Raw genomic sequence first — 26,422 nt, 5'->3', positions numbered from 1 at the left:
CAATGAGGATTACTCGAAGTGGCGGCGTGTCCGCAAGCCTTGAGCGAGCAATTATATAAGGATTGGCAGAGGCAACCGCATCTGTAAAGGTGACTGGGTTTTTCATCACCTAAAGAGTAGGGTGGTTGCCTCTGACTCTACCCTATGCTTGAGTGCTGCAAGCGCAATTTTAAAACTGAACATGGTGCGGAAGTTGCACAAGTGAAACAAAGGCGGATTTTTTTAAAAGACAGGAGGAGCAAGACTAAAACCAGCAAAACAGCTTTCCTCCTGAACCAGCCGCCCGAAAATATCACCAAAAAAATCTTTAAAAAACGGAATAATTCACTTTTTGCCGGAAACAGAAAAGCTGGAGATGGGGATACCGGCCTACCCGAAAGGGAAACAGAAAAAAATTTATACTTTAAAACTGCAACGGAAAACCTCAAGAAGCACTGCCCTGGACAACCGTTAAAATCGTGACCGGATTAAGTGGCAAATAGCGGGTCTGCCCCGTCACCGGCAAAGAACGCGATAAATTAACTTGCAAGAGCCGGTAACTCCAACTAGGCAAGCGCCGCGAACGCTCGTTTACCCAAATCAAAGCATCATTAAGACGCTCCAGCGTCTCAGTGGCCATCACCAACACCCCGCCGGTTTTTAACTGGGAACCGCAAACGCCCAAAATAGACCGCAACTGGCCGCCGGTGCCGCCGATAAAAATTCGGTCGGGGGCCGGTAAACGGTATAAAATCTCCGGTGCGGTGCCATTAATCGAAACCACATTGCTGACTTTTAAGCGGCGGCAATTTTCCTCAATTAACACCGTCGCAGTTGCCGTTTTTTCAATGGCATACACTTGCGAAGACGGACATAAACGCGCGACTTCAATAGCGAGATCCCCCGTGCCGGCCCCAACATTCCAAATAACTTGAGCGGGACTAGGTGCCAACTCCAGCAGCACTAAAAGTCGCACCTCTCGCGGCAATGGCTTCGCCCCGCCGGTAGTTGAGCGTAATTTGGGCCAGTCGCTTTCTTTGCTATCGCTTTCCACACCAAACGTGCTATCAGCTAATCCCAACACCGGCAACTTTGACAAATCTAAAACAGGAGAAACCCCAGGCCGGCGCAGCAAAACCACCACACTCAACTCATCAAACGTCCGCGCCAACAAATCACTCACCGCCTGCCGGTCAGACATCAACCAAGACTGTACTCGCTCTTTCGTACCGCCTAAATTTTCACACACCCAAAACTCATAAACCCAAGGCAAATCCAAAGACAAAAGCAACCGTGCAATAGCCTGGGGCCCGCAATTGCGATTTGTAAGCACCGCAATTTTGTCCGCTTTGCCGCGCAACGCCTCCTGTAACTCCTGCACCTCTCCACCAGTCGCGCTGATCGTGCGAACATCTTGCCAAGGCACCTTAATGCGGTTAAACGCCAGTTGCAGCCAACTTAAATGCGGGTGAAACGTAAGTTTCTCTGGGGGTAACTCCGCTCGCAACAAACGCCCCAAGCCAAAAAACAACGGATCTCCCGAAACAAACACCACAATCAATTCTTGCGGTGGTTCCACCTGCATCTCTTCAAGTGCCGGCTGATTAGAAAGCAATGGGCGTATCACCCCAATTGCCTCGCTGATCTCTCCCAGAATCACACGCTGTGCTGGGTGATTTGGAAAATAACTTAAGTGAGACTCGCTCCCTACTAAAAGCGTTGCCATTTCCACCAGCAAAAGCACCGGCTTTGTTAGTCCTGCCGGCCCATCTAACCCAATACCCACAATATGTACTGCACTCATCGGCGTTCTTTTAATTCACAACTCCCACACAACACCATCAACCCCCGACCTCAAGAGTGTCAAAAACTCAATTCCCAAGGCAAACAACCGGCCATTTTTTGACGCCAAAAAATATCTAACGATATAGACTGCGATGGCCATTGCCGAAGTAGTAATATAGTAAGTCAAAACCCATCCCCCTAGAGAAAGAATTTTGTCAAAGAAATTACGAATTTAAACAACAGGCATCAGTTGAGAAGCGACCGGCGCTGTTGAACGTAACAGAAAACCATCTCAACAACCCTCTTCTCTCTAAGATTGGTAAACTTTTTATAAAAACAGATATCTTTTACAAAGACAGGCCCAATCTAAACTAGCCCTATGTTTTATGACGTTTTCAAAGCTACCAAGGCTCTAAGGCATCTTCGAGCCCCTGGATGAAATTGCTTTGCTCTTTGGCTTGTCCGTGCTATTTGCCCCATCCCAAAGACAGCCCGTAACAATAAAAAATGTTTTATGGCTTACTCTGCCATCCTGACGAGCGAGGAATTAATGAGCCCTATCCCCCTAGCCTTGCCCGTTAACAACACGACGGGCCGGCAAAACAACAGAGTTGACAAATAAACTTCACATAAATGTCTCATCCTCCAAGTAACTCTATCATAAACAAGCGAGAAATTAAAATGACTGATGAGCCGAACACCCAATCCCAAGAAACTGTTTTAGTTGTAGATGATATACCCGACAATTTAGAACTTTTAAGGGCAATTTTATCGCCAACAGCATATAAACTCCACATAGCAGCCAGCGGCAAAGAAGCATTGACCATAGCTCAGTCAAACTCTCCAGACGTGATTTTGCTGGATATAATGATGCCAGAAATGGATGGTTTTGAAGTTTGCCAACACCTGAAAGCCAACCCGCAGACGCGAGAAATTCCAGTGATTTTTATCAGCGGTTTAATAGAAATTTTTGACAAAGTTAAAGCTTTTTCGATGGGTGGAGCCGATTATATAACCAAACCTTTTGAACCGGAAGAAATAGTGGCGCGAGTTGAAAATCAATTGCAGCGGGTGCGCTTGCAAAAACAATTGGCAGCAGAAAATGCTCGTTTGCAGCAGCAAATTCAAGAACGCATCCAAGCCGAAAAAGCACTTCGCTTTAGCGCCCGACGACTGCTTAAACAAAATTCCATTTTAATAAAACTTGCTAAAAATCCGGCTCTCAACCAAGGAAATTTAAAATCAGCACTTTGGGAAATTACAGAAACAACGGCACAAAATATTGAAGTTGAACGCGCTAGTGTGTGGCTTTATGACAACGCTCAAACAAAAATACAATGCTTAGATTTATTTGAGAAAACGCCCCACCGGCACAGCCAAGGCATGGAACTGCAAGCTGCGGATTTTCCTACCTATTTTCAAGCTTTGCAAAAAGAAAAACTCATTGCTGCCGATGATGCTTGTAAAGATGTAAGAACACGAGAATTTACAGATTGTTATTTGCTCCCCACCGGCATCACTTCTCTGCTTGATACTCCCTTGAGATTGGCTGGAAAAACGGTGGGCGTTTTGTGTTTAGAACACACCGGCAACCTGCGCCACTGGAGCGCCGCCGATCAAAACTTTGCCCGTTCGGTGGCAGATTTGGTGTCTTTAGCTCTGGAAGCACGAGAGCGAAAAGTCGCCCAAGCTGCACAACAATCTTCAGAACAAAAACTTGCTTCTGCCTTTCGCGTTGCTCCTGATCCTATCGTTATTCTTACGTTTCCTCAAGGGAAAATTTTAGAAGTGAATGATAGTTTTTGTCAGTATTTTGGATATCAGCGCAGTGAGGTGATTGGTTTCACTGGCAGGAAATTAAAACTGTTAGCAAATGTGCAAGACTGGGGAAAAATTGCCAAGAATTTGCGAACCAACAAAGTTTTACGCAACTATGAAGTTGATGTATGTAGTGGCTCCAAGGAAATTAGAACGGCTTTGCTGTCAACCGAACCGATTTTAGTTGATGAAAATAAGTGTTTATTTGTGACAGCAAAGGATATTACAGAACGCAAAGAAACGGAAAAAGCCTTGCAGGAAAGTGAGGAGCGCTGGCAGTTAGCTTTGAGGGGAACGAATGAGGGAATTTGGGATTGGAATATTACCACAGGAAAAATGTTTTTTTCTGGCCGGTGGTTAGAAATGTTGGGCTATGCAGAGGGCGAATGGACGAATCAACAACTGGAATGGAAGAATCGCATTCATCCCGAAGATGTTGAGGGGGTGATGGCGAGTTTGCAAGCACATTTAGAGAAATTAACGCCTTATTTTAGTACAGAACACCGCATTCAAAGGAAAAAGGGAGATTATATTTGGGTGCGGTTGCGGGCTCAAGCCTTGTGGGATGAATTTGGGGTTGCGGTGCGGATGGTTGGCTCTGTGGGCGATATTACGGAGCGGAAACTTGCAGAAGTTGCCCTACTCCGGCAAAGACAAGAATTCTGCACTTTGGTAGAAAATGTGCCGGATTTGATTATGCGGTTTGACCGGCAATATCGCTATCTTTATGTCAACCCAGCTTTTGAAAAAATTACGGGTTTTTCTGGACAAGAAATAATTGGTAAAACGACTAGAGAGGTAGGCATAGCGCTGAGTTTAGTGGAGATGTGGGAAACGACGCTTCAAAAAGTTTTTGACACCGGCACTGAGCAGGTGATCGAGTATGAATTGAAGTCGGGATTTGGGGTTTGTTTCTATTCTTCTCGCTCGGTTCCCGAATGGGGAGCAAATAATTTAGTCGAGTCTGTTTTGGTGATTTCCCGTGACATTACGCATCTGAAAGTTGCGGAACAAGAAAAGGCAAAATTAATTGCATCTTTGCAAAAAAGTGAGGCTTCGCTGGCAGCGGCTCAACGAGTTGCTCATATTGGTAATTGGGAATTTGATCGCCAAACAAACAAAATTTGTTGGTCAAAAGAAGTGTTTCATGTTTTTGGGCTGGATAGTAACGAGAGCGAACCAACTCCGACTCAATTAGAAGAGTTTATTCACCCTTCGGATCGGCTTTTGTGGCAAACCATGTTTCAAAAAGCATTTGAGGATGGGAAACCTTTGGAATTTGATGTAAAAATTGTCAGGGGTGGGGAAGTGCGGCATATTGAAACGCGCTTAGAAGCAATTTTAAATAAGGCAAAAGTGCCGGTTAAATTGTTTGGCACTATTATGGATATTAGTGAACGCAAACAAAGAGAACAAGCGCTAAAGTTAATTGTCGAGGGAACGGCAAGCGCGATTGGTGATAATTTTATGCGGTCTTGTGTGCGGTTTTTAGCAGAAATTATGGGCGTTCGCTATGCTTTAATTGTGGAAATAGCCGAAGACAATCCGCAGCTACTTAAAAGTTTAGCGTTTTGGCAAGGGGAAACGTGGGGAGAGTATTTTGAGTATGACTTGAAGGGAAGTCCTTGTGAAAAAGTTGTCAACGAGGGGGGGATTCTTCATTGTGCTGATACTATGCAAAGTTTATTTCCCGATAGTCTAGGAGCGTCTAAGTTAAATGCTCAAAGTTATTTAGGGATTCCGCTGGTAAATTCCGAGGGGAAAACTTTGGGGATTTTGGCGGTTTTGGATGTCAAACCGATATGGTGGCAGCAGGGGTTTGAGGAAATTTTAAAAATTTTTGCGGCGCGGGCCGGTGCGGAATTGGAACGGCAACGCATTGAAGAAGAATTGAAAAGTAGTAAGGAACGTTTTAAGCTGGCGATGCAAGGGGCAAATGATGGTTTGTGGGATTGGAATTTGGAAACCGACTCTGTTTATTCTTCGCCCCGTAATAGTGAAATGGTGGGCTATGAAGAGGGGGAAATTGGGACGGGGATTGAGGCTTGGTTAGATTTAATTCATCCGGAAGACCGCCCGCAAATTTTGCGTGGGATTTGGCAATATTTTAATAAAAAAATTCCGAAATATGAGGCGACCTTCCGAATGCGACACAAAAATGGGGAGTATATTTGGATTCTCAGCCGGGGTTTTGGAATTTGGAATGATCAGGGGAAAATTGTGCGCGCGGTGGGTACTCATGTCGATATAACTGAGCGCAAAAAGGTGGAGTTGGAGCTTTTGGTGGCAAAAGAACGGTTGCAATATTTGCTGACGGCAAGCCCTGCGGTGATTTATACCTGTGAAACTGGGGGGGATTTTGGGGCGACGTTTATTAGTGATAATGTTAAGGGTTTGATGGGCTATGAAGCGCGAGAATTTGTAGAAAATTCCTGGTTTTGGAAGCGTAATATTCATGCGGATGATGTGGGGAATGTGTTTGAAAAGTTAGGAGTTTTGTTTGAGGAAGGATATGTTTCTAATGAGTATCGGTTTTTGCATCAAGATGGCAACTATAGATGGGTTTATGATCAAGTTAAATTGATTTACGATCAGGCCGGTAATGCTATTGAGTGTATTGGGTATTGGACGGATATTACGGCTCGCAAGGAAGCAGAAGAGGCTTTGCGGGAAACCTTACAGTGGGAACACGCTATTACCGAAGTGATTGAGAAGATTCGCGCTTCTTTGGATGTGGAAACTATTTTTTCTACGGCGGTGAATGAGGTTCGTTTGGTGTTGGGGGTAGAGCGGGTGACGATTTATAAGTTTCGCCCTGATTTTTCAGGGGATTTTATTTTTGAATCTCGTGCGGAAGGATGGCCGACTCTGCTGGGGAGTAGTTGGGAAGATAGTTATTTAAAGGCTCTAAAAGGTGGTCGATTTCGGTTTGGGGAATCTCTGATTGTTGATGATATTGAGCAAGCTAGTTTTAGTGACTGTCACAGGCAGGTTTTAGAGAAGTTTGGTGTTAAGTCTTTGGCGGTGTTTAGTATTTTTCAGGGGGATAAGTTGTGGGGTTTGTTGAGTGCTTTTCAAAATACGAAGACTCGCCAGTGGACAAAAAATGAGGTGAAGTGGCTGGGTTATGTTAGCGCTCAGTTGGGGGTGGCTTTGCAGCAGGCGGAATTGTTAAAACAAACGCAAATTCAGGCCCAGGAATTGACGGTGGCGAAAGAAGCGGCTGAGGTGGCAAATCGGGCTAAAAGTGAGTTTTTGGCGAATATGAGCCATGAATTGCGAACGCCTCTGAATGCGATTTTGGGATTTACACAATTGATGAACCGGGATGTTAGTTTGGGGGCAGAACATCAAGAAAAATTACAAATTATTAATCGGGCCGGTGAGTATTTGTTGGAGCTAATTAATGATATTTTGGAGATGTCGAAAATTGAAGCGGGTAAAATTACGTTAAATTTGACAAGTTTCAATTTAAATGAAGTGTTAACTAATTTGCATGAATTTTTGAGGATAAAAGCATCTAATAAGAAGTTGAATTTAATTTTTAATTGCCAGGAATGCCTGCCGGAATATGTGCAGAGCGATGAGGCAAAGTTACGGCAAATCTTGCTAAATTTGTTGGGGAATGCGATTAAGTTTACGGCAGAAGGGGAAGTAATTTTACGGGTAAGAATTGAGACAAAAAATGATGTTTTGAGCGGGGGGCAATCGCCTAATGCTGGTGACAAAATATGGTTTGAAGTAGAAGACACCGGCCCCGGAATTGCGGCAGAGGAATTACCTTTGTTGTTTCAACCATTTGGACAAACAGAAGCCGGTCGAAAATCGCAGCAGGGTACTGGGTTGGGTTTGGCAATTAGCCGCAAGTTTTTGCAGTTAATGAAAGGGGATATTATGGTTAGTAGCCAGGAGGGTGTGGGAACAATTTTTAAGTTTTATATCCCGTTTTCTCCGGCAGATAAGGTAGAGATTGAAGAAAAGAGTGTGCCGCGTCAAGTTATTAGTTTGGCTAAAGATCAGCCCCTGTATCGGATTTTGGTGGTGGATGATGGTTTTGAAAGTCGGTATTTGTTGAGGAATTTGTTGGCGGATGTCGGCTTTGAGGTGTGTGAGGCGAGCAATGGTGTTGAGGCTGTTTCGTTGGCAAAAAGCTTGCAGCCGCATTTGATTTGGATGGATATGCGGATGCCGGTGATGAATGGCTATGAGGCGACTAAAAAAATTAAGGCAACGGCGGCGGGTGAGGCGACGGTGATTATTGCTTTGACGGCGGATGCCTTTGAAGAGGATCGCTCTTTGATTTTAGCGGCAGGCTGTGATGATTTTGTTAGTAAACCTTTTCGTTCTGAAATAATTTTTGACAAGTTACGCCATCACTTAGGGGTACGCTATATCTATGAGGAGGTGAATCACTCTGATGGGGCTAATTCTGAATGCGTCCGCTCTCTGACTGAGCAGGATTTGGCAGTGATGCCGGCGGAGTGGTTGGCACAATTGCACGCCTTTGCAGAATCAGCGTTTGAAAAGCAAATTTTTGTGCTTCTTGAGCAAATCCCGAAAGAACATTCCTACCTTGCGGAAAGTCTCATGGATTTGGTAAATAATTTTCGCTTGGATACAATTATAGATTTAACTAGACCACGAGTGTTATGAACAATAATTCAGGGAATGTCAAGAAACCGGATATTTTAGTGGTAGATGATGTGCCAGAAAATTTGCGTTTACTTGCGAGCATCTTGCAGAGTCGCGGCTATCGATTACGCCGGGTGACAAATGGCAAAATGGCGTTGAGTGCTGCTCATTCTGCACCGCCCGATTTAATTTTGCTAGATATTATGATGCCGGATATTAGTGGTTATGAGGTTTGTGAAAAGCTAAAATCTTCGCCCGATACTTCGGAAATTCCGGTAATTTTTTTGAGTGCTTTGGATGATGTTGTTGATAAAATTAAAGGCTTTCAAGTTGGTGGCGTAGATTATATTACAAAGCCTTTTCAGGTTGAAGAAGTGATAGCCCGAATTGAAACACAGTTAACGATAGTGCGTCAAAAAAATATATTGAGTGAGCGAAATGCGCGGCTTCAAGAGGAAATTTTAGCGCGGCAAAATGCTGAGTCTGCCTTGCACAGAAATCAGGAGTTTTTGGCGGCGGTTATTGATACGAATCCAAATTTAATTTTCGTAAAAAATAATGAGGGGATATACAGCCTGGTGAATCTAGCATTAGCAAATTTTTATGGAATGAAGGTTGCAGAATTTGTCGGCAAAACGGATGCTGATTTAAAGGTTAATAAACCGTGTTTGGAATGGTTGGTTGAAGAGGATTTAGAAGTGAGCGAAATGACGGAACCAAAAATAATTTATAAACAGCCGCTTACTTCTATCACCGGCGAAGTTCGCTGGTTTCAAATTATCAAAAAACCGCTGTTGTCGCTGGACGGAAAACCAGACGGTGTATTGGGGGTGGCAACGGATATTACTGAGCGTTTGGTGGCGGAGCAAAATTTGTGGTTGCAAAATGAACAAGAGCGTTTACTTAGTTCGATTGTTAAGCAAATTCGTCAGTCTTTACGTTTAGAGGATATTCTGCATACGACGGTGACAAAAGTTCGTCAGTTTCTCAGAACAAACCGCGTGCTAATTTATCGAAAGCATGGGAAAGAGCTTTATAAAGTTGTTGTGGAAGCAAGCTCTAATGATGCAATAAAAATGTTAGGAACGTCGGTAAATCAATCGTTGTTGATCGAGATGGCGGGGTGCTTAGAAAATTGCTGTTCGCTGGATATTAGAGCGATTGAAGATGTTAACATTGCCGGGCTATCGGGGGGGGTAAAAAGTTGGTTGGAAGAGTGGGAGGTACAATCTCAGCTTGCGATTCCGATTGCTTTTGCGCGGCAGAGTCAAGCGGAGGTAGCTTGCTCTCAAAGAAAACTTAAATTTTGGCAAGAAAATTCTGAGGTGGTGCCGAGTTGTTTTTTATGGGGGTTACTGGTGGCTCAACAGTGCGAAACAAAGCGAAATTGGCAACCTTGGGAAATTGAGTTTCTTTGTGCTCTTTCGGATCAGGTGGGGATTGCAATTGAGCAAGCTGAGTTGTTGGGGCAGCTTGAGGCGGCTAATTTTGAGTTGCAGCGTCTTTCTAATTTGGATGGTTTAACCGGCTTGGCAAATAGACGCCGGTTTGATGAATATTTGGCCAGTGAATGGTTGCGACAAACACTTAATCAAAAGGCGCTGTCTTTGATTTTATGCGATGTGGATTTTTTTAAACGTTATAACGATTCCTATGGTCATCAGGCGGGAGATGAGTGTTTGCAAAATATTGCCGGGGCAATTGATGCAGCGCACAAACCGGAGGGTTTAGCGGCGCGAATTGGCGGCGAAGAATTTGCGGTGATTTTGCCGTTTGAGTTGCCGGAAGCGTTAGAGGTGGCTAAAAAAATTCATGCTCACGTTAGGGGTTTGATGATTGTTCATCCTGATTCCTCTGTTTGCGAATATGTGACAATTTCTGTGGGTGTTGCGACGACGATTCCTCAGCCGCAAGGCAATTTAACTGAGTTAATAGAAGTTGCTGATCGGACGCTTTATCGGGCTAAACAACAGGGGCGCAATCAAGTGATAGCTATCGAATTTACCCCCGATGCTGGATAGTTTTTTATGACCTTATTTTGATAAAATTTTAATACAATAAAGCTTATGATTAATAATCAAGTAAATGCGGACAAAATGGATATTTTAGTTGTAGATGATACGCCGATTAATCTGCGTTTGTTGTCCAATTTGTTGAATGAGCGGGGCTATGAAGTGCGGAAAGCGATTAGTGGTAAATTAGCTTTGCTGGCGGCTGCTTCTCATCCTCCAGATTTAATTTTGCTGGATATTATGATGCCAGAAATGGATGGCTATGAGGTTTGCCAGCAGTTGAAGGCTTCGCCGATTACTTGTGACGTTCCAGTGATTTTTTTAAGTGCTTTGGATGATGTGGCTGATAAGATGAAAGCTTTTGATTGCGGTGGGGCTGACTATATCACTAAACCTTTTCAAGTTAAAGAAGTGATGGCACGGGTGGAAAATCAATTGACGATTTTGCAACAAAAAAAACAATTAAAAGCGCAAAACATTTGGCTGCAAAAAGAAATTCAAGAACGCCAGGAAACCGAGCTTTTGTTAAAAGCTCAAAGAGAGAAATTTCAGGAAGCTTTACAAGAACTAAAACGCACTCAGTCGCAATTGGTACAAACTGAAAAAATGTCGTCTTTGGGACAGTTGGTGGCGGGACTGGCTCACGAAATTAATAATCCGGTTACGTTTATTGGGGGTAATATTAACCATGCTTATCAATATATGCAAGATTTGATGGATTTGATTGGGCTTTACCAGGTGGAATATCCGCACCAAACTCCAGCCATTGAGGAAGCTTTGGAATTGCTAGATTTAGCTTATGTGAAGGGAGATTTGGAAAAGATAATTGAATCAATGAAAGTCGGGGTAGAACGCATCCGCAATATTATTCGATCACTACAAAATTTTTCGCGGCTGGATCAGGCGCAGGTGAAGCCGGTGGATCTCCATGAGGGAATTGATAGCACTTTAATTTTGCTGCAAAGTCGCCTGATTAATGAGTCGGGAAAATCCAAAATTCAGGTCGTTAAGCGTTTTGCTGAACTACCCCGAATTACTTGCTATCCGGCGGAAATTAACCAAGTGTTTATGAATATTTTAGCTAATGCTATTGATGCCCTGGAAGAAGCAATACAAAAGGGCTTTTTTGTGGATAAAAACCCCCTGATTACAGTTTGTACTAAGTTGGAGGAAAATGATTTAGTTGTGGTAAATATTTCTGATAATGGTATGGGAATAAGTGAGGAGGTAAAAAACCAAATTTTTAACCCTTTTTTTACTACAAAGCCTGTAGGGCGTGGCACCGGCTTGGGGCTGTCTATTAGCTATTCAATTGTTGTGGAAGCTCATGGCGGTCAGTTAAACTGTTTTTCAATACCCGGACAAGGGGCAGAGTTTAAAATCGCTCTTCCTTTGAATGTGGACAAACTTATCAAATAAATTCTTGGGAAAAAAAATGAGTGAATATCTTTCTGACCTCACTGCTAAAGCAGATATTTTAGTGGTAGATGATACCCCCGATAACCTGCGGCTTTTATCAACAATGCTCACCGAGCAAGGCTATCAGGTGCGAAAATCAATTAATGGCAAACTGGCACTTACGGCAGCTTCTTCTCATCCACCGGATTTAATTTTACTTGATATTATGATGCCGGATCTTAGCGGCTATGAGGTGTGTGAAAAGCTGAAAGCGGATGCGAAAACTCGCCAAATTCCAGTGATTTTTTTGAGCGCTCTTGATACGGCGATGGATAAGGTAAAAGCTTTTGAAGTTGGAGGGGTGGATTATATTACAAAGCCTTTTCATCTTCAAGAAGTTTTGGCACGAGTTGAAAACCAACTCACCATTCAACGCCAACAACAGCGCATTAGTCAACAAAATATGCAATTGATGCAGCAAAATTTACAACTTTTACAAGAAATTAATGCCCGCAAAAAAGCTCAGCAGGAATTGTTGCAAGCGAATGAGGAGTTAAAACGCTCTAATGCTGAGTTAGAACAATTTGCTTATATTGCTTCCCATGATTTGCAGTCGCCTTTGCAAGTGATTGTGGGCAATGCGGATATGTTGGAATGGAAATATGGTGAAATTTTAGGGGATAAAGGTTCGCGTTATATCAATCAAATTGTTGCTGCCGGTATGCGGATGAAACAGCTTATTGAAGATTTGCTTGCTTATTCGCGGGTTGGCAAAGGTAAATCAGAGTTTGAGCCAACAGATTGTCTTCAGGTTTTGCAAGAAGTTTTGGAGAATTTGCAGGAAGAAATTGCGGGTAATCAAGCGGTTATTGATTATTCGGAATTGCCGGTTTTGATGGCTGATAAAACTCAATTGCTGCGGTTATTTCAAAATTTAATTGGCAATGGTATTAAGTTTCACCGGCCTGATGTTTCTCCAAAAATCAAAATATCGGCAGAACAAAAACAAAGCGAGTGGGTGTTTTGCATTCACGATAATGGCATTGGCATTGAAACTCAAAACTTTGATAAAATTTTTGAACTTTTCCAGCGCTTGCACAATTATGATGAGTATCCCGGCACCGGCATCGGTATGACAATTTGTAAGAAAATTGTCGAACGCCATCAAGGTCGCATTTGGGTAGAATCTCAAGTAGGTGAAGGCTCAACTTTTTATTTCACCCTGCCGGGATAAATTAGGGTGGGCTAGGCCCACCAAAAACGCATAATTTTTAAGTGTTTTTATATGAAAAAACGACGGTTTATTGCCTTTGTTGTTGGAGTTTCTCTTTCTTTCAGCTTGATTTTTATTCCCAAAATTTTCCAGCAAAATCACTCTAAAACAACCCCTAGCAACTCACCGGCACTCACGAAAGTTGTCCGTATTGGTCATCAACCACACGGCACTTTTTTGTATTTAAAAATCAGCCACAATTTAGAAAAACGTCTTTCCCGATTGGGTTATTCTGTGGAATGGACAGAATTTGCCGCCGGCCCGCCGATTTTGGCAGCCTTGGGAGAGGGAAAAATTGATATGGGGTATGCCGGTGTTGTGCCAGCAATTTTTGCTCAAGCTAACGATATTCCCTTAGTTTATATCGGTTACGATCCGTCTTTGCCCGATAGTATTGGGATTTTAGTCCGCCAAAATTCTCCTATTCAAACCTTAGCCGATCTCAAAGGCAAAAAAATTACAGCCCCCGCAAAAACTGCGAGTCATTATTTATTAATTCGCGCCTTACTTAAAGCCGATTTAAGTTTAAATGATGTTAATTTTGTAGATTTACCACCGCTGCAAGGCCAAGAAGCTTTTAAACAAGGCAAGGTTGATGCTTGGATTGGCTGGCACCCTTTTTTAGGAGAATTACAAGACACCATGCCGGTGCGTTTGCTAACCAATTCTCAAGGATTGATGAATGACAAAAACTTTTATTTAGCCAGCCGATCTTTTGCAGAAAACCAAAGTCAACTCATCAGAATTATTATGGAAGAATCGCGCCAAGTTGGCCAGTGGGCCACCGAACAGCCAGAAGCCGCAGCAGAAGTTCTCAGCAGCAACGCTAAGATTGAACCGAATATTGCATTAAAATTAACAAAAGCTCGTCGATTTGAAGCCTTACCGATGGAATATCGCGCCGTCGAAGAGCAGCAACGCATTGCCGAAACCTTTTATCGTTTGGGGTTCTTACCTAAGCGAATTTGGGTTGAAGATGCCGTGTGGAAGCAAACATTAAATAATTGGGGTGAGTAACAATAAATCCAGCAAAAATTTTAAAAAACAGGTTAAATCAAATGCGCTCCATTACCAATCAATTGCGTTATGGTTTAGTATCCCTCACAGTTTTTAGCGTGCTTTTGGTAGGAGGTGCGCTGACATATCTCTCATGGCAACAACAGGCGGAACAAACAAAACTGTTGCAACAAACCTCCGTAGAAAAAGCCGCCGGAGAAATTAGAGCTTATTTGGATAGATTACAACGTCAACTTAATTATTTATCAGAGTTGAATGGGCTGGCAGAGTTTGATGAAGACACCCAACGCAGGATTTTAGAAGGCTTAGTAAATAGCAATAGCGCTTATGAAATGGCGGGAATTTTAAACGAAAAAAATCAAATTATTGAGGCCATGTCGCCCTATGAGCCATTGTCTTTAGCAAGTCCAGAAATTACTAAAATTTTATCAGATTCAAAGTTATTTAATCTGACCTTTACTAAAGGCCAAAACTACATCAGTCCTGTAGAATTTGATCCAAAAACTAACCTAACAACTGTAACCTTAGCCGTTCCTATCCGCAACCGCAATTCCCAAATTGCCGGCGTTTTGTTTGGCAAAATAAATCTCAATTTTCTTGATCATATTCTTTCTCGAACCCTTGTCGGCAAAACCGGCTACACATACATTCTCGATAACCGCGCCGTATTGATCGCAAAAAAAGACACCAATCTCAACAACTTTAAAACCCAAACTTTAAAAGATCAACCTTTTGTTAAAACCTTATTTCAAACTGCCGTTTCTGCAACCAATCAACCCCCAATAATTTATCAAGGATTAAATGGTAAACAAGTTTTGGGAAGTGCAACCCTAGTACGGCGGATGCAGTGGTTAGTTGTCGTAGAGTTACCCACAAAAGAAGCTTATGAGCCGGTTATAAGAATGATTTTAGTGATGGTTAGCGCTACCGGCTTTAGCACATTATTAGCAGTTTTTGTCAGCCTGGCTTTTGCTAAATCTATTATAATTCCCCTCCAATTTTTAACAAAAGCAGCCTCCCAAATGAGTAGCGGGCAATTGAATACTCGCGTCCAAATTCGCAAAAAAAATGAACTGGGAACCCTTGGCGATTCTTTTAACGAAATGGCAAAACGCCTACAAGAGTCTTTTAACGAATTACAACAAAGCGAACAGAAAATCAGGCAATTTTTAGAAGCCTTGCCGATAGGCATCTTTATTATTGATAAACACGGCAATCCCTACTACGCTAACTCTCGCTCTACAGAATTACTCGGTCGAGGCATTACCAAAGACGAGAATTATGACCACTTACGAGAGATTTATCAAGCCTATCATATTGAAACAGGAGAAATTTATCCCCAAGAAAACGACCCCCTTTTTTGTGCCTTAAAAGGACAATGTACACGCATTGAAGATATGGAAATTCGCCAAAAAAATCAAAGTATTCCCCTTGAAGTTTGGGCCACTCCGATTTGTGATGAACAAGGCGAAGTTTTATATGCCATTGCCGCATTTACAGACATCACCCTTCGCAAAAAAGCCGAAAAATTATTAGCAGAATATAACCGTATTTTAGAACAGCAAGTTGCAGAACGAACCCAAGAATTATCCCAAGCCCTAGAAAACTTGCAAACAACCCAACAAGAACTAATTCAATCAGAAAAAATGGCAGCCCTTGGTCAAGTTGTGGCCGGTGTCGCCCATGAAGTCAATACACCCTTGGGAGCAATTCGATCCTCCGCCCAAAATATTGATGATTTCTTTCAAAAAAATTCCTTGAAATTGCCCGAATTTTTTCAAGAGATAACATCAGAAAATTTATATTACTTCTCAGCTATCCTAGAACAATCTCGCCAAATCTCGCCACCGCTTTCTACCAAAGAAAAACGCCAACTCAGAAAAGCTTTAATCTCCCGCCTTGAAGACCACAGCATCCCCAACTCAGACATCGTTGCCGATACCCTCGTAGACCTCAATTGTTATGACAAACTAGACTCATTTTTGCCTTTTTTACAGCAACCTGAAAGCCCAGAAATTTTACAAAAAATTTATGAAATATCAACCTTACAAAAAAGCACAGATACAATTCTTTTAGCCACAGACAAAGCCGCCAAAATAGTCTTTGCTTTAAAAACTTATAGCCGTTCTTCTTCTTCCGAAGAAAAAACCCTCATCCCTGTTAGCGAAGGCATAGAAACAGTCTTGACATTATATTCCAACTACCTAAAAAAAGGAGTAGAACTGATCCGAAACTATGAACCAAATTTGCCGCCAATTTTGTGTTACCCTGACGAACTAAATCAAGTTTGGACAAACTTAATTCACAATGCTATTCAAGCAATGGACTATAAAGGAGTCTTGGAAATTGCTATCCAAAAACAAGCCCAAAATATAGCCATCAGCTTTACCGATAATGGCCCCGGAATTCCCCCAGAAATTATGCCGAAAATTTTTCAGCCATTTTTCACTACAAAACCGGCCGGTGAAGGCACAGGTTTAGGATTAGATATTGTTAGCAAAATTATCGAAAAACACAGCGGAAAAATCACCGTCGAAAGTCAACCAGGCCAAACCACATTTACCATTTGGTTGCCCATCTAACCCCCGTTAAGCAGCAAAACAAAAAAACTATCCCACAAAACCCTTTATTTTCCAACCATTTGCTAAAATCTCCTTAAACCAAAAAACCGAGCCAACCCCCTTAACACTGCACTCACAAAAACGATGCCCAAACCTGCCATCCTCTGCGTCGATGATGAAACAGTCATTCTCAATAGCCTGAAAATCCAACTCAAAAAAGAATTCGGCAACGCCTACCTCTACGAAGTCGCCGAAAGCGCCGACGAAGCCCTAGAAATCATCGAAGAACTCAAACAAGACCAAACCGATATCCTCGTCATCGTTTCCGACTGGTTAATGCCCGGAATAAAAGGCGACGAATTTCTAATAAAAGTTCACGAAAAATATCCCAACATCATCAAAGTAATGCTCACCGGCCAAGCCGACGAAAGCGCCATTCAAAGAGTAAAAGAACAAGCAAACCTCTACGCCTGCCTGCATAAGCCCTGGGACAACCAAGTATTAGTCAACACCATAAAAAACGGCCTAGAAAAACCATGAACAAACCCATAATTATCTGCGTAGACGACGAACCCACCATCTTACAAAGCTTAAAAATAGAACTCAAAAAAAACCTCTCAGAAAACTACTTTATAGAAACCTGCGAAACCGGCCAAGACGCCCTAGACTTGCTCGAAGAACTCCTGCAAGAAAAGCGAGAAATTCCCGTCATCATTTCCGACTATCTCATGCCCGGAATCAAAGGAGATGAATTCTTAAAACAAGTCCACAATTGCTCCCCCCAAACCCTCAAAATCTTACTCACCGGCCAAGCCGATCTCGCCGCCGTCAGCAACGCCATCAAATACGCCAAACTATACCGCTACATCCCCAAACCCTGGCAACCCGAAGACCTCTCCCTAACCGTCAAAGAAGCCCTCCGCAGCTACGCCCAAGAAAAGCAAATAGCCCAACAAAACCTCACCCTCCAACGGCTCAATCAACAACTAGAAAACCTAGTCGAACAACGCACAGCAGACCTCCGTCTTTCCGAAGAAAAATTTGCCAAAGCCTTCAAAAACTCCCCCAACCCAATTACCATTACCCGCCTCAGCGATGGCTGTCATTTAGAAGTCAACGACGCCTTTTGCCAAAACCTCGGTTATACCCCCCAAGAACTCATCGGTCACACAGCCCTTGAACTAGGCTTTTGGGTCAACTTAAAAGACCGTATAGGTCTTTTTCAAGCCTTACAAAAAAACGGCTCCATTCATAACTATGAATTCGACTTTCGCACCAAAAACGGCCAAATAAAAACCGGCCTACTCTCCGCAGAAATCATCGAAATAGCCGGTGAAACCTGCGTCATTTCCGTTAGCCAAGATATCACCCAAAGAAAAATCACAGAAATCGCCCTTCAAAAAGCAAAAGAAGAAGCCGACAAAGCCAACCGCGCCAAAAGCCAATTCCTCTCAAACATGAGCCACGAATTGCGAACCCCCCTCAACGCAATTTTAGGATTCACCCAACTTTTAACCCGCGACACCACCCTCAAACCCGAACACCAACAACAACTAGAAATCATCAGCCGTAGCGGAGAACACCTCCTCAACCTCATCAACAACATCCTCCAAATGTCAAAAATAGAAGTTGGGTTAATCACACTAGATAAAAACCCCTTCGACCTCTACCAACTCCTCAAAACCCTCGAAGAAATGCTCCGCTTACAAGCCCAAAAAAAACACCTCCAGCTAATCTTTGACCTCTCCCCCGACCTCCCCCAATACATAAACACCGACGAAAGCAAACTCCGCCAAATCCTCCTCAACCTATTAGGAAACGCCATCAAATTCACCACAGAAGGCGGCGTAATACTCCGCGCCAAAAAACAATCATCCCCCCAAAATTATGCCGAGTTACTAACCATATTATTTGAAATAGAAGACAGCGGCCCCGGCATCGCCACCGACGAAATCACAGAACTATTTACACCATTCATCCAAACCGAAAGCGGCAGAAAATCCCAAGAAGGAACCGGCCTCGGATTACCCATCAGCCGCCAATTTATTAAACTAATGAACGGCGATATATCCGTCAGCAGCATCCTTAATCAAGGCACAATATTCAAATTTCACATCCAAACAGAACCAGTACACTCCATCGAAATTCAAGCCACCACAACCAAACAACGAGCCATCAGCATCGCCCCAAACCAACCAGAATATCGCATCCTAGTCGTAGACGACCGCCTCGAAAGTCGCCTCTTACTCGTCAAACTATTAGAAAGCCTCGGATTTAAAGCCAAAGAAGCAGAAAACGGCCTCAAAGCCATCGAAATTTGGTCAGAATGGGAACCCCATTTAATTTGGATGGACATGAGAATGCCAGTCATGGACGGTTACGAAGCCACCAAACAAATCAAAAGTCATTTAAAAGGACAAGCCACCGTCATCATCGCCCTCACCGCCAGCGCCTTTGAAGAAGAAAAATCCATCGTACTATCCGCCGGCTGCCAAGATTTTGTCGCCAAACCCTTCAGAGAAGAAGTCATCCTCGAAAAAATGACAAAATATCTCGGAGTTCAATACACCTATCAACAACCAACCCCAACCAACGCCCCACAAAACACCACACAACCAAACACCCAAACCCAAACCACCAACACCTCATTTACCCTCCAAGCCTCCTCCTTAAACAACATCCCCGAACAATGGATCGACGAACTTTATAACGCCGCCCTCTCCATAGACGACGAAAAAATTATTGAACTCCTCAGCGAACTTCCCCCCCACCACACACCTCTTGCCACAGCCATCACAAACTTAGTTGAAAACTTTCGTTGCGACCAAATTCTTGATTTAATAGAAGAATATAAAAACTCCCAACCCCTATCACCAACCTAACCAGCCGAGCCTCTTTTTCGCCTTCGATTGCACGGAGAACAAACAAACCTAATAACCCTTAAAAAACCGCCCGCCTCCCAGTGCTTGCCCCGCTAGGTTGGATGTGGGATCGAGAGGTTAAACCCCCACCACTATCAACAAAACCATGTCAGACCATCAAAATAATAAAAATAACGGCAATATATTAATCGTCGATGACACCCCAGAAAACATACAAGTATTATCAGCCACCCTCAACGAATGTGGCTACAAAGTTCGCGGCATAACTAACGGCAAAATGGCCCTCAGAGCCATCCATCACTCCCCACCAGACCTCATATTACTAGACATCCGAATGCCCGAAATGAACGGCTACGAAGTCTGTCAACAACTCAAAGCCGATCCCCAAACCGAAAAAATTCCCGTCATCTTTATTAGCGCCTCCGATGAAGTCTTCGACAAAGTACAAGCCTTTGGTAAAGGCGGCGTAGATTACATCACAAAACCCTTTCAAATCGAAGAAGTAATTGCTCGCGTCGAGCACCAACTAACCATCCGCCGATTACAACAGCAACTCCTCACCCAAAACCAACAACTCGAACAAGAAATAATCGAACGCAAAAAAGCAGAACAAGCAGCCTTCGCCGCCTCAACTGCCAAAACCCAATTCCTCGCCAACATGAGCCACGAATTGCGAACCCCACTCAACTCCATTTTGGGTTTTGCCCAAGTTTTAATTCGTGAATCTTCCCTCACCAACGATCAGCTAGAATATCTCCGAATCATTAACCGCAGCGGCGAACATTTACTCGAATTAATTAACGACATCCTCGATCTTTCCAAAATCGAAGCCGGCATCATCGGACTTTATGAAACCAGTTTTGACCTCTACCGGCTCACCGATAACCTAGAAGAAATGTTTCAACTCCAAGCCGAAAAAAAACAACTACACCTTAACTTCATCCTTGATTCCCACGTTCCCCAATACATAAAAACCGACGAAAAAAAACTCCGAGCCAGCCTCATAAACTTGTTAGGAAACGCCATCAAATTTACCCATACCGGCAGCGTAACCCTCCGAGTCTCAAAAGAAACCCTCGCCCCAAATAACCATATCCTCAGCTTTGAAATACAAGACACCGGCACCGGCATTGCCCCCGCAGAAATGGCTAACTTATTTCAAGCCTTTGTCCAAACAGAATCAGGCCAAAAAGCCGCCGAAGGAACCGGCCTCGGTTTAACAATTACTCGTAAATTTATCGAAATCATCGGCGGACAAATCACCGTCAATAGCAGCATAAAAAAAGGCACAACCTTTAAATTTTATATCCCCCTCCAAGAAGCAAACCCACGCGAAATTACTAATCAAATACAGCGGCGCGTCATCGGCATAGAACCCACCGGCAGCACCTATCGAATATTAGTAGTTGATGACAGCCAAGAAAACCGCCTTCTCCTCCTCAAACTACTTCAACCCGTCGGCTTTGAAGTCAAAGAAGCAGAAAACGGATCTCAAGCCATCAGCATTTGGGAAACATGGCAACCCCATTTAATTTGGATGGATACAAGAATGCCGGTGATGAGTGGCACCCAAGCAACCAGAGAAATTCGTCTCAAAGAAAAACAAACAAAATTTTACACCACCATCATCGCCCTCACCGCCAGCGCCTTTGAAGAACATCACCCCCAAATTTTAGCAGCAGGGTGCAATGATTTTATCCGCAAACCCTTCATTGAAGACATCATTTTTGAAAAAATTGCCCAATATTTAGATATCCGCTATATCTACCAAGAATTACCTCAATTTAGAGGAGCCGGTGTTAAAAAACGCAACAGCACCACCCAACGCCCCGACAGCTTTTTCTTACCCCTTCTCGCCCAAATGCCCCAACCTTGGGTAAAGCAACTTTATCAAGCAGCCAACGAAGTCAACGAAGACCTTATAGCCCAACTAATCAACCAAATTCCAAAAACCGCCCAAATTCTGGCAGAAGCCTTAAAAGAACTCCTTGAAGACTTCCGCCTAGACATCCTCGTTCGCCTAACTAAAACAACCATAGACTCCTGGTAAAAGCTAATATCCATACCCCCCAATTATTCTTAATAAAATTCCCCTTAGTAAGCCCATTTAGGGATGATCTTCACCTTAAAAAACCCCTTACTAAAGAACTTAATCTAAAATCAAACCCTGTAACCGCATTTGTAAAAAAATCATCGAACATCATGGCGGCCAAATTTGCGTAAACTCCCAACCCGATCCAGGCTCAACCTTTTACTTCACCCACCCCCAAAATTCCTCATAAAAATCAGCTAAAAACCTCACATCTACACATTTCCCCATCCTTTGCCTAACTATCAAACCCCCCCTCCTCAATCGCCCATCCTCATCCTTCAATTGAAAATTTACTAAGAAAATTTTCCGCCCATATGTTATAATCTACCTCTTCTTAAACAAAAGATCTTACCCCACTCGCTCATGTATTCCCGCCCGCTTTCCAGATACATTTAAGCCCTTTAGCGGATGACTTAAAGCACCCTTTCCATCATAATAAACTTAACCGCCGTATTTAATCGAGAGGCTTCCCAAACTTCGGATCGGATACCTGTTTACCAGCAAACCCTCCCCATCTGCGAACCTCAGCACCAAATTACTAACACTTTGACGGGGAAAACAACTCCCATGAATCCTAAAATAAACACCTATAAAATTTTGCTTGCTAATGACCGCAAAGAAGTTCAATTTTTGATAGAAGAAGCCCTCACAGAAGTTCCCCTTTCCCTTCAGCTTTTCTGTGTAAAAGATGGCGAAGAATTGGTGGATTATTTATACAGGCGCAATCACTACAAATCTCCCGAAACTTCCCCGCGCCCCAACCTCATATTACTCGACTTAAATATGCCCCGCAAAGATGGGCGCGAAGCCCTCCTAGAAATTAAATCAGATTCAACATTGAGACAAATTCCTGTTCTCATCTTGACAACATCCCAACAAGACGGAGACCTTTCACACTGCTACGGTGCAGGAGCCAACTCCTTCATTAATTTACCCCTCAGCTTTGACACATTAGTTGAATTTCTCAAAAGGATATGTCAATATTGGTTTCAAACCGTCATCCTTCCCCCACTGCCAGAAGATTAACCCAACTTAGATTGAAAAATACAAACCTCAACCGGCATCTTTCCACCACACCCCCATCATACTCCGCAATAATATTTCCCTCACAAAACACGAACAAAGCGCATTTTAGGGAAAACCTTTATTTAGGATCGCCCCATTTAAACCAGTAAATAATTGATTTTTTTTCCTTTCTAAACAAAAAAATATTCTCCCCTATCAGCCAGAAAAAAAGCCAAAAAAATTTTATAAAAACTCTACCAAAATAACAAAATTACCCTAAAATAGAAACAACATCCGAGCATCAGCAGGGGCAAATCAAGCTGGAGGCACTACCCAACCCACACCCACACCCAAAGCCCCGAAACACCACCGCAAACCTAAGATACAAACACAATAATATCCGGCTTGGGTTTGCCCTCCCCCATGCGCTAACTTAAAAATAACTTATAGAGAGGCGGCCCAATGACAACAGTTTTTAGCTCCCCGCTGACCCGCACTAGCTTAAAAGTTCTTTTAGTAGAAAACAACCTCAGCGAAGCAAATTTAATAGAAAAATTAATTTTAGAAAATAACACAGAAAACTTCAACTTTTCCGTATTTAAAGCCGGTGGCCTCAGCGAAGCCCTCAACCTTTTAGGCAGTCAAAATTTTGATGTAATTTTATTAGAACTTACCTTGCCAGATAGCCAAGGCACAGACACAATAGCCAGAATAAAAGAACACTATTTAAACATCCCCCTAATCATCTTAATCAGCCAGATAACAGAAGAAATAGCCGTTCAAATCATCGCTGCCGGTGCCCAAGATTACCTCAGCAAAGAAGAAATCAACAGCCCCCTATTAAAACGAACCCTGCGCTGCGCTATCGAAAGACAAAAACTCCAAACAACCAATAGACAAAGCGAAGAAAAATATCGCTCAGCCCTAGATCATATAAAAGAAATCGTCTTTCAAACCGACTGCACCGGCCACTGGACATTTTTAAACCCAGCCTGGAGCGAAATCACCAACTTTAGCGTTGCCGAAAGCTTAGGAACAGAATTTTTAACCTACATCCATCCAGAAGACCAAGCAAAAAACCGAGAAAACTTTCAAGCCTTAATTCAAAACAAAAAACAACAATGCCGGTTTTCCACCCGCTACCGAACAAAAACCGGTAATTATCGGTGGCTAGAAGTACAAGTGCGCCAAACCCACAGCCTAGACAACACCCTCACCGGCACAACCGGCACCCTCAGCGACATCACCACCCAAGTCATCGCCAACGAAAAAATCAAAGCCTCCAAAGACTTCCTTAACCACATCCTCAACGCCATCAGTGACCCCCTTTTCGTCAAAGACGCACAACACCGCTGGATAAAAGTCAACGATGCCTTTTGTCAACTGCTAGGTCAACCACGCACAGAAATCCTTTCAAAAACAGACCACCACTTTTTACCCAAACAACAAGCAGATATATTCTGGGAAAAAGACGAACTCGTATTAACAACCGGCATCGAAAACGAAAACGAAGAAATCATCACCGACACCCAGGGAAACCAGCGCATAGTCTCCACAAAAAAAACCCTTTTCATCAACCCAGACGGCAGTAAAATGATCGTCGGCATCATGCGAGACATCACCCACTATAAACAGACCCTAGCAGCCCTAGAAAACAGCGAACAAAAATTTCAAAAACTCGCCGCCAACGCCCCCGGAATGCTTTATCAATTCCGCCTAACAACCGAAGGCAAAAAATCATTTCCCTACGTTTCCCCCAGCAGCAGAGAACTGTATGGACTCGAACCCGAAGAAATCATCCAAGACGCAGAAACACTCTTTCAAGGAATCCACCCAGAAGACCGGCCCGGCCTAGAAAACTCCATCATTCAATCTGCCACCACCCAGCAACCCTGGCAATACGAATGGCGACACATCACCCCCACCGGAAAACACATTTGGACAAAAGCAGCCTCCCGCCCCCAAACCCAACCCAACGGCGATATTTTATGGGACGGCTTAATCATAGACATCACCGAATTAAAACAAACCCAAGCCGACCGCGATAGATTTTTTACCCTATCCTTAGACCTACTTTGCATCGCCGACTTGGACGGAACTGTATTACGCCTAAACCCAGCCTGTCAAAAAATCTTTGGCTACACAGAACAAGAACTGCAAAGCAAACCCCTAATAGAATTAATTCATCCAGACGACCAAGAAAACACCATAAAAGCCGCCAAAAAACTCCGAAGCGGGGAAAACATCACCTACTTTGAAAACCGCTGCTTATGCAAAGACGGAACCTATAAATGGCTATCTTGGGTATCCGTACCCTACGCAGAAGAAGGCTGCGCCTACGCCGTAGCCCGCGACATCACCGAACAAAAAAAAGCCGAATTGGAACTACAAATCAGTCAAAAACGGCTGCAACTTGCCCTCGAAGGCAGCGACCTCGGACTATGCGATTGGAACATAGCCACCGGCGAAACCTACTATGACCCACAGTGGAAAAAAATGCTCGGCTACCAAATAGAAGAAATCGAAAACCACTTTGAATCTTGGGCAAAATTAGTTCACCCCGAAGACCTCCCCAAAGCCGTTGAAGCCATTCAAGATCACTTAGCCGGTATGACCGACCTTTATCAACGTGAATTTCGCATGAAAACCAAAACAGGCGAATGGAAATGGATATTAGCCCAAGGCAAAGTATGTGAGTGGGACACCCAAAACAACCCCCTGCGTATGACCGGCACCCACAAAGACATTACAGAGAGCAAACAAGCAGAAATTGCCCTTCATCAAGAACTTGCTGAAAAGCGAATTATCGGCAAAATGTTTGAGCGCATTGGCTGCTCTCTTAACCTCGAAGAAGTCCTCACCACCGCCGTCCAACAAGTCCGAGAATTTTTACAAACAGACCGCACCCTAATTTATCGCTTTAACTCCGACTTCAGTGGCTTAGTCGTAGTTGAATCCATAGGCCATAACACCTTCCCCATAGTAGGTTTAAACCTTCAAATAAATGGGTGTAAAGACAATTATCTCCCCCTCTATCGAAAAGGAAAAATCATCGCAATTGAAGACATTAACGATTCTTCAGTGAATGAATCTTACAAAAACTTACTCGCCCAATTGCAAGTCAAAGCCAACTTATCAGTCCCCATCTTGCAAGGTGAAAAACTCTGGGGATTATTAATCGCCCAAGACTGCACCGCCGCCCGAAACTGGCAAGCCAGTCAAATAGAATGCTTGCAAAAAATTAGCATCCAAATTGCCATTTCCTTACAACAATCACTACTTTTTGAAAAAGCCAAAACCGAAATTATAGAACGCAAACAAGCCGAAGCCGCCTTGCGAGAATCTGAAACCCGGCTGCGTTCCCAAACCCTGCAATTAGAAATCGCCCTCAACAACTTACACAAAGCCCAAGCCAAACTTTTACAAACTAAACAAATAGCCCCTATCAAACAGTGGGTAAGTCTCGATAGCGTCGATAATGAGGGAACAGATGTTAGCAGCGAAATTAAGAACCCCCTTAATTTTATCTCCGCCAATCTTTCCCCAGCCATCTCCTATTGTGATGATTTACTGAATTTAATTCAACTTTATCAACAATATTTTCCCGAACCGCCGCCAGCCATTCTCGATTATTACGACCACTTCAACCTCGATTACATCATTGAAGACTTACCCAAATTATTAAACGCTATCAAACGCGCTGCCGAGCGGCAAAACCGAAACTATTAAATCTCTGGAAACTGTGGAACAAAGCTATCAAAAATAAGCATTGCCACAAAAAATTTACCCCCCTTTCCTCCCGCCAATTGACGGGGAGTAAGGGGGATCTAGGAATGTGGGCAACCCGGAGAATTACCAACCTTTAAACGATGCCAAAATAAACAAGGAAACTAGGGAACGGGGAATAAATAATCACCCTGACAAAACCGATAAAAGAAAATAGGTAGAAGCAGAAAATATTCACCTTC

The 26,422-nt window shown here is 43.3% G+C and carries 13 protein-coding genes; 11 read left to right on the top strand and 2 right to left on the bottom strand.

The features are described from left to right. Window positions 1–424: 424 nt before the first annotated feature. A complete protein-coding gene (gene cbiE, locus NG798_RS18225; protein ID WP_261225123.1) occupies window positions 425–1,783 on the bottom strand; it encodes a precorrin-6y C5,15-methyltransferase (decarboxylating) subunit CbiE in 1,359 nt (452 codons plus the stop codon). 15 nt (window positions 1,784–1,798) lie between these two features. After that, window positions 1,799–1,951 (bottom strand): hypothetical protein, encoded by a 153-nt coding sequence (locus NG798_RS18220; protein WP_261225122.1) that lies wholly within the window; start codon window positions 1,949–1,951, stop codon window positions 1,799–1,801. A gap of 494 nt (window positions 1,952–2,445) precedes the next feature. Here NG798_RS18220 and NG798_RS18215 point away from each other — a divergent pair, with 494 nt between their 5' ends. The 11 genes from NG798_RS18215 (at window position 2,446) to NG798_RS18165 (ending at window position 26,183) form a co-directional block, all read left to right on the top strand. Next, complete coding sequence (locus tag NG798_RS18215) at window positions 2,446–8,235, top strand: PAS domain-containing protein (RefSeq protein ID WP_261225121.1); 5,790 nt, start codon at window positions 2,446–2,448, stop codon at window positions 8,233–8,235. Next, the gene (locus NG798_RS18210) at window positions 8,232–10,235 is read left to right on the top strand and encodes a diguanylate cyclase domain-containing protein (protein WP_261225120.1); all 2,004 of its coding nucleotides are present in this window, start codon (window positions 8,232–8,234) and stop codon (window positions 10,233–10,235) included. The genes NG798_RS18215 and NG798_RS18210 overlap by 4 nt, the downstream gene beginning before the upstream one ends. Before the next feature lie 45 nt (window positions 10,236–10,280). After that, the gene (locus tag NG798_RS18205; protein ID WP_261225118.1) at window positions 10,281–11,645 is read left to right on the top strand and encodes a response regulator; all 1,365 of its coding nucleotides are present in this window, start codon (window positions 10,281–10,283) and stop codon (window positions 11,643–11,645) included. Window positions 11,646–11,661: 16 nt separating this feature from the next. After that, on the top strand, window positions 11,662–12,858 hold the full coding sequence (locus NG798_RS18200) for a response regulator (protein WP_261225117.1): 1,197 nt from the start codon (window positions 11,662–11,664) through the stop codon (window positions 12,856–12,858). Between the two features lie 51 nt (window positions 12,859–12,909). Next, window positions 12,910–13,914 carry an aliphatic sulfonate ABC transporter substrate-binding protein gene (locus NG798_RS18195; RefSeq protein ID WP_261225116.1) on the top strand — a complete coding sequence of 335 codons (1,005 nt, stop codon included), beginning with the start codon at window positions 12,910–12,912 and terminating at the stop codon, window positions 13,912–13,914. A gap of 41 nt (window positions 13,915–13,955) precedes the next feature. Next, window positions 13,956–16,496, top strand: a complete 2,541-nt coding sequence (locus NG798_RS18190) for a PAS domain-containing sensor histidine kinase (RefSeq protein WP_261225115.1) — start codon at window positions 13,956–13,958, stop codon at window positions 16,494–16,496. 123 nt (window positions 16,497–16,619) lie between these two features. After that, window positions 16,620–17,015, top strand: a complete 396-nt coding sequence (locus NG798_RS18185) for a response regulator (protein WP_261225114.1) — start codon at window positions 16,620–16,622, stop codon at window positions 17,013–17,015. After that, window positions 17,012–19,357: a response regulator gene (locus NG798_RS18180; protein ID WP_261225113.1), complete on the top strand. Its 2,346-nt coding sequence runs from the start codon at window positions 17,012–17,014 to the stop codon at window positions 19,355–19,357. Before NG798_RS18185 ends, NG798_RS18180 begins: the two co-directional genes overlap by 4 nt. 145 nt (window positions 19,358–19,502) lie before the next feature. Further along, window positions 19,503–21,407, top strand: a complete 1,905-nt coding sequence (locus tag NG798_RS18175; protein ID WP_261225112.1) for a response regulator — start codon at window positions 19,503–19,505, stop codon at window positions 21,405–21,407. A gap of 609 nt (window positions 21,408–22,016) precedes the next feature. Next, entirely contained in the window at window positions 22,017–22,475 is a 459-nt protein-coding gene (locus NG798_RS18170; RefSeq protein ID WP_261225111.1) for a response regulator, read from the top strand. Window positions 22,476–22,916: 441 nt separating this feature from the next. Further along, window positions 22,917–26,183: a PAS domain S-box protein gene (locus NG798_RS18165; RefSeq protein ID WP_261225110.1), complete on the top strand. Its 3,267-nt coding sequence runs from the start codon at window positions 22,917–22,919 to the stop codon at window positions 26,181–26,183. Window positions 26,184–26,422: the final 239 nt, after the last annotated feature.

Origin of the sequence: Ancylothrix sp. D3o, assembly GCF_025370775.1 — a bacterium.
Lineage (GTDB): Bacteria > Cyanobacteriota > Cyanobacteriia > Cyanobacteriales > Oscillatoriaceae > Ancylothrix.
Note: the sequence above shows the minus strand (reverse complement) of the source record. Positions and strands in the feature narration are given on the sequence as shown.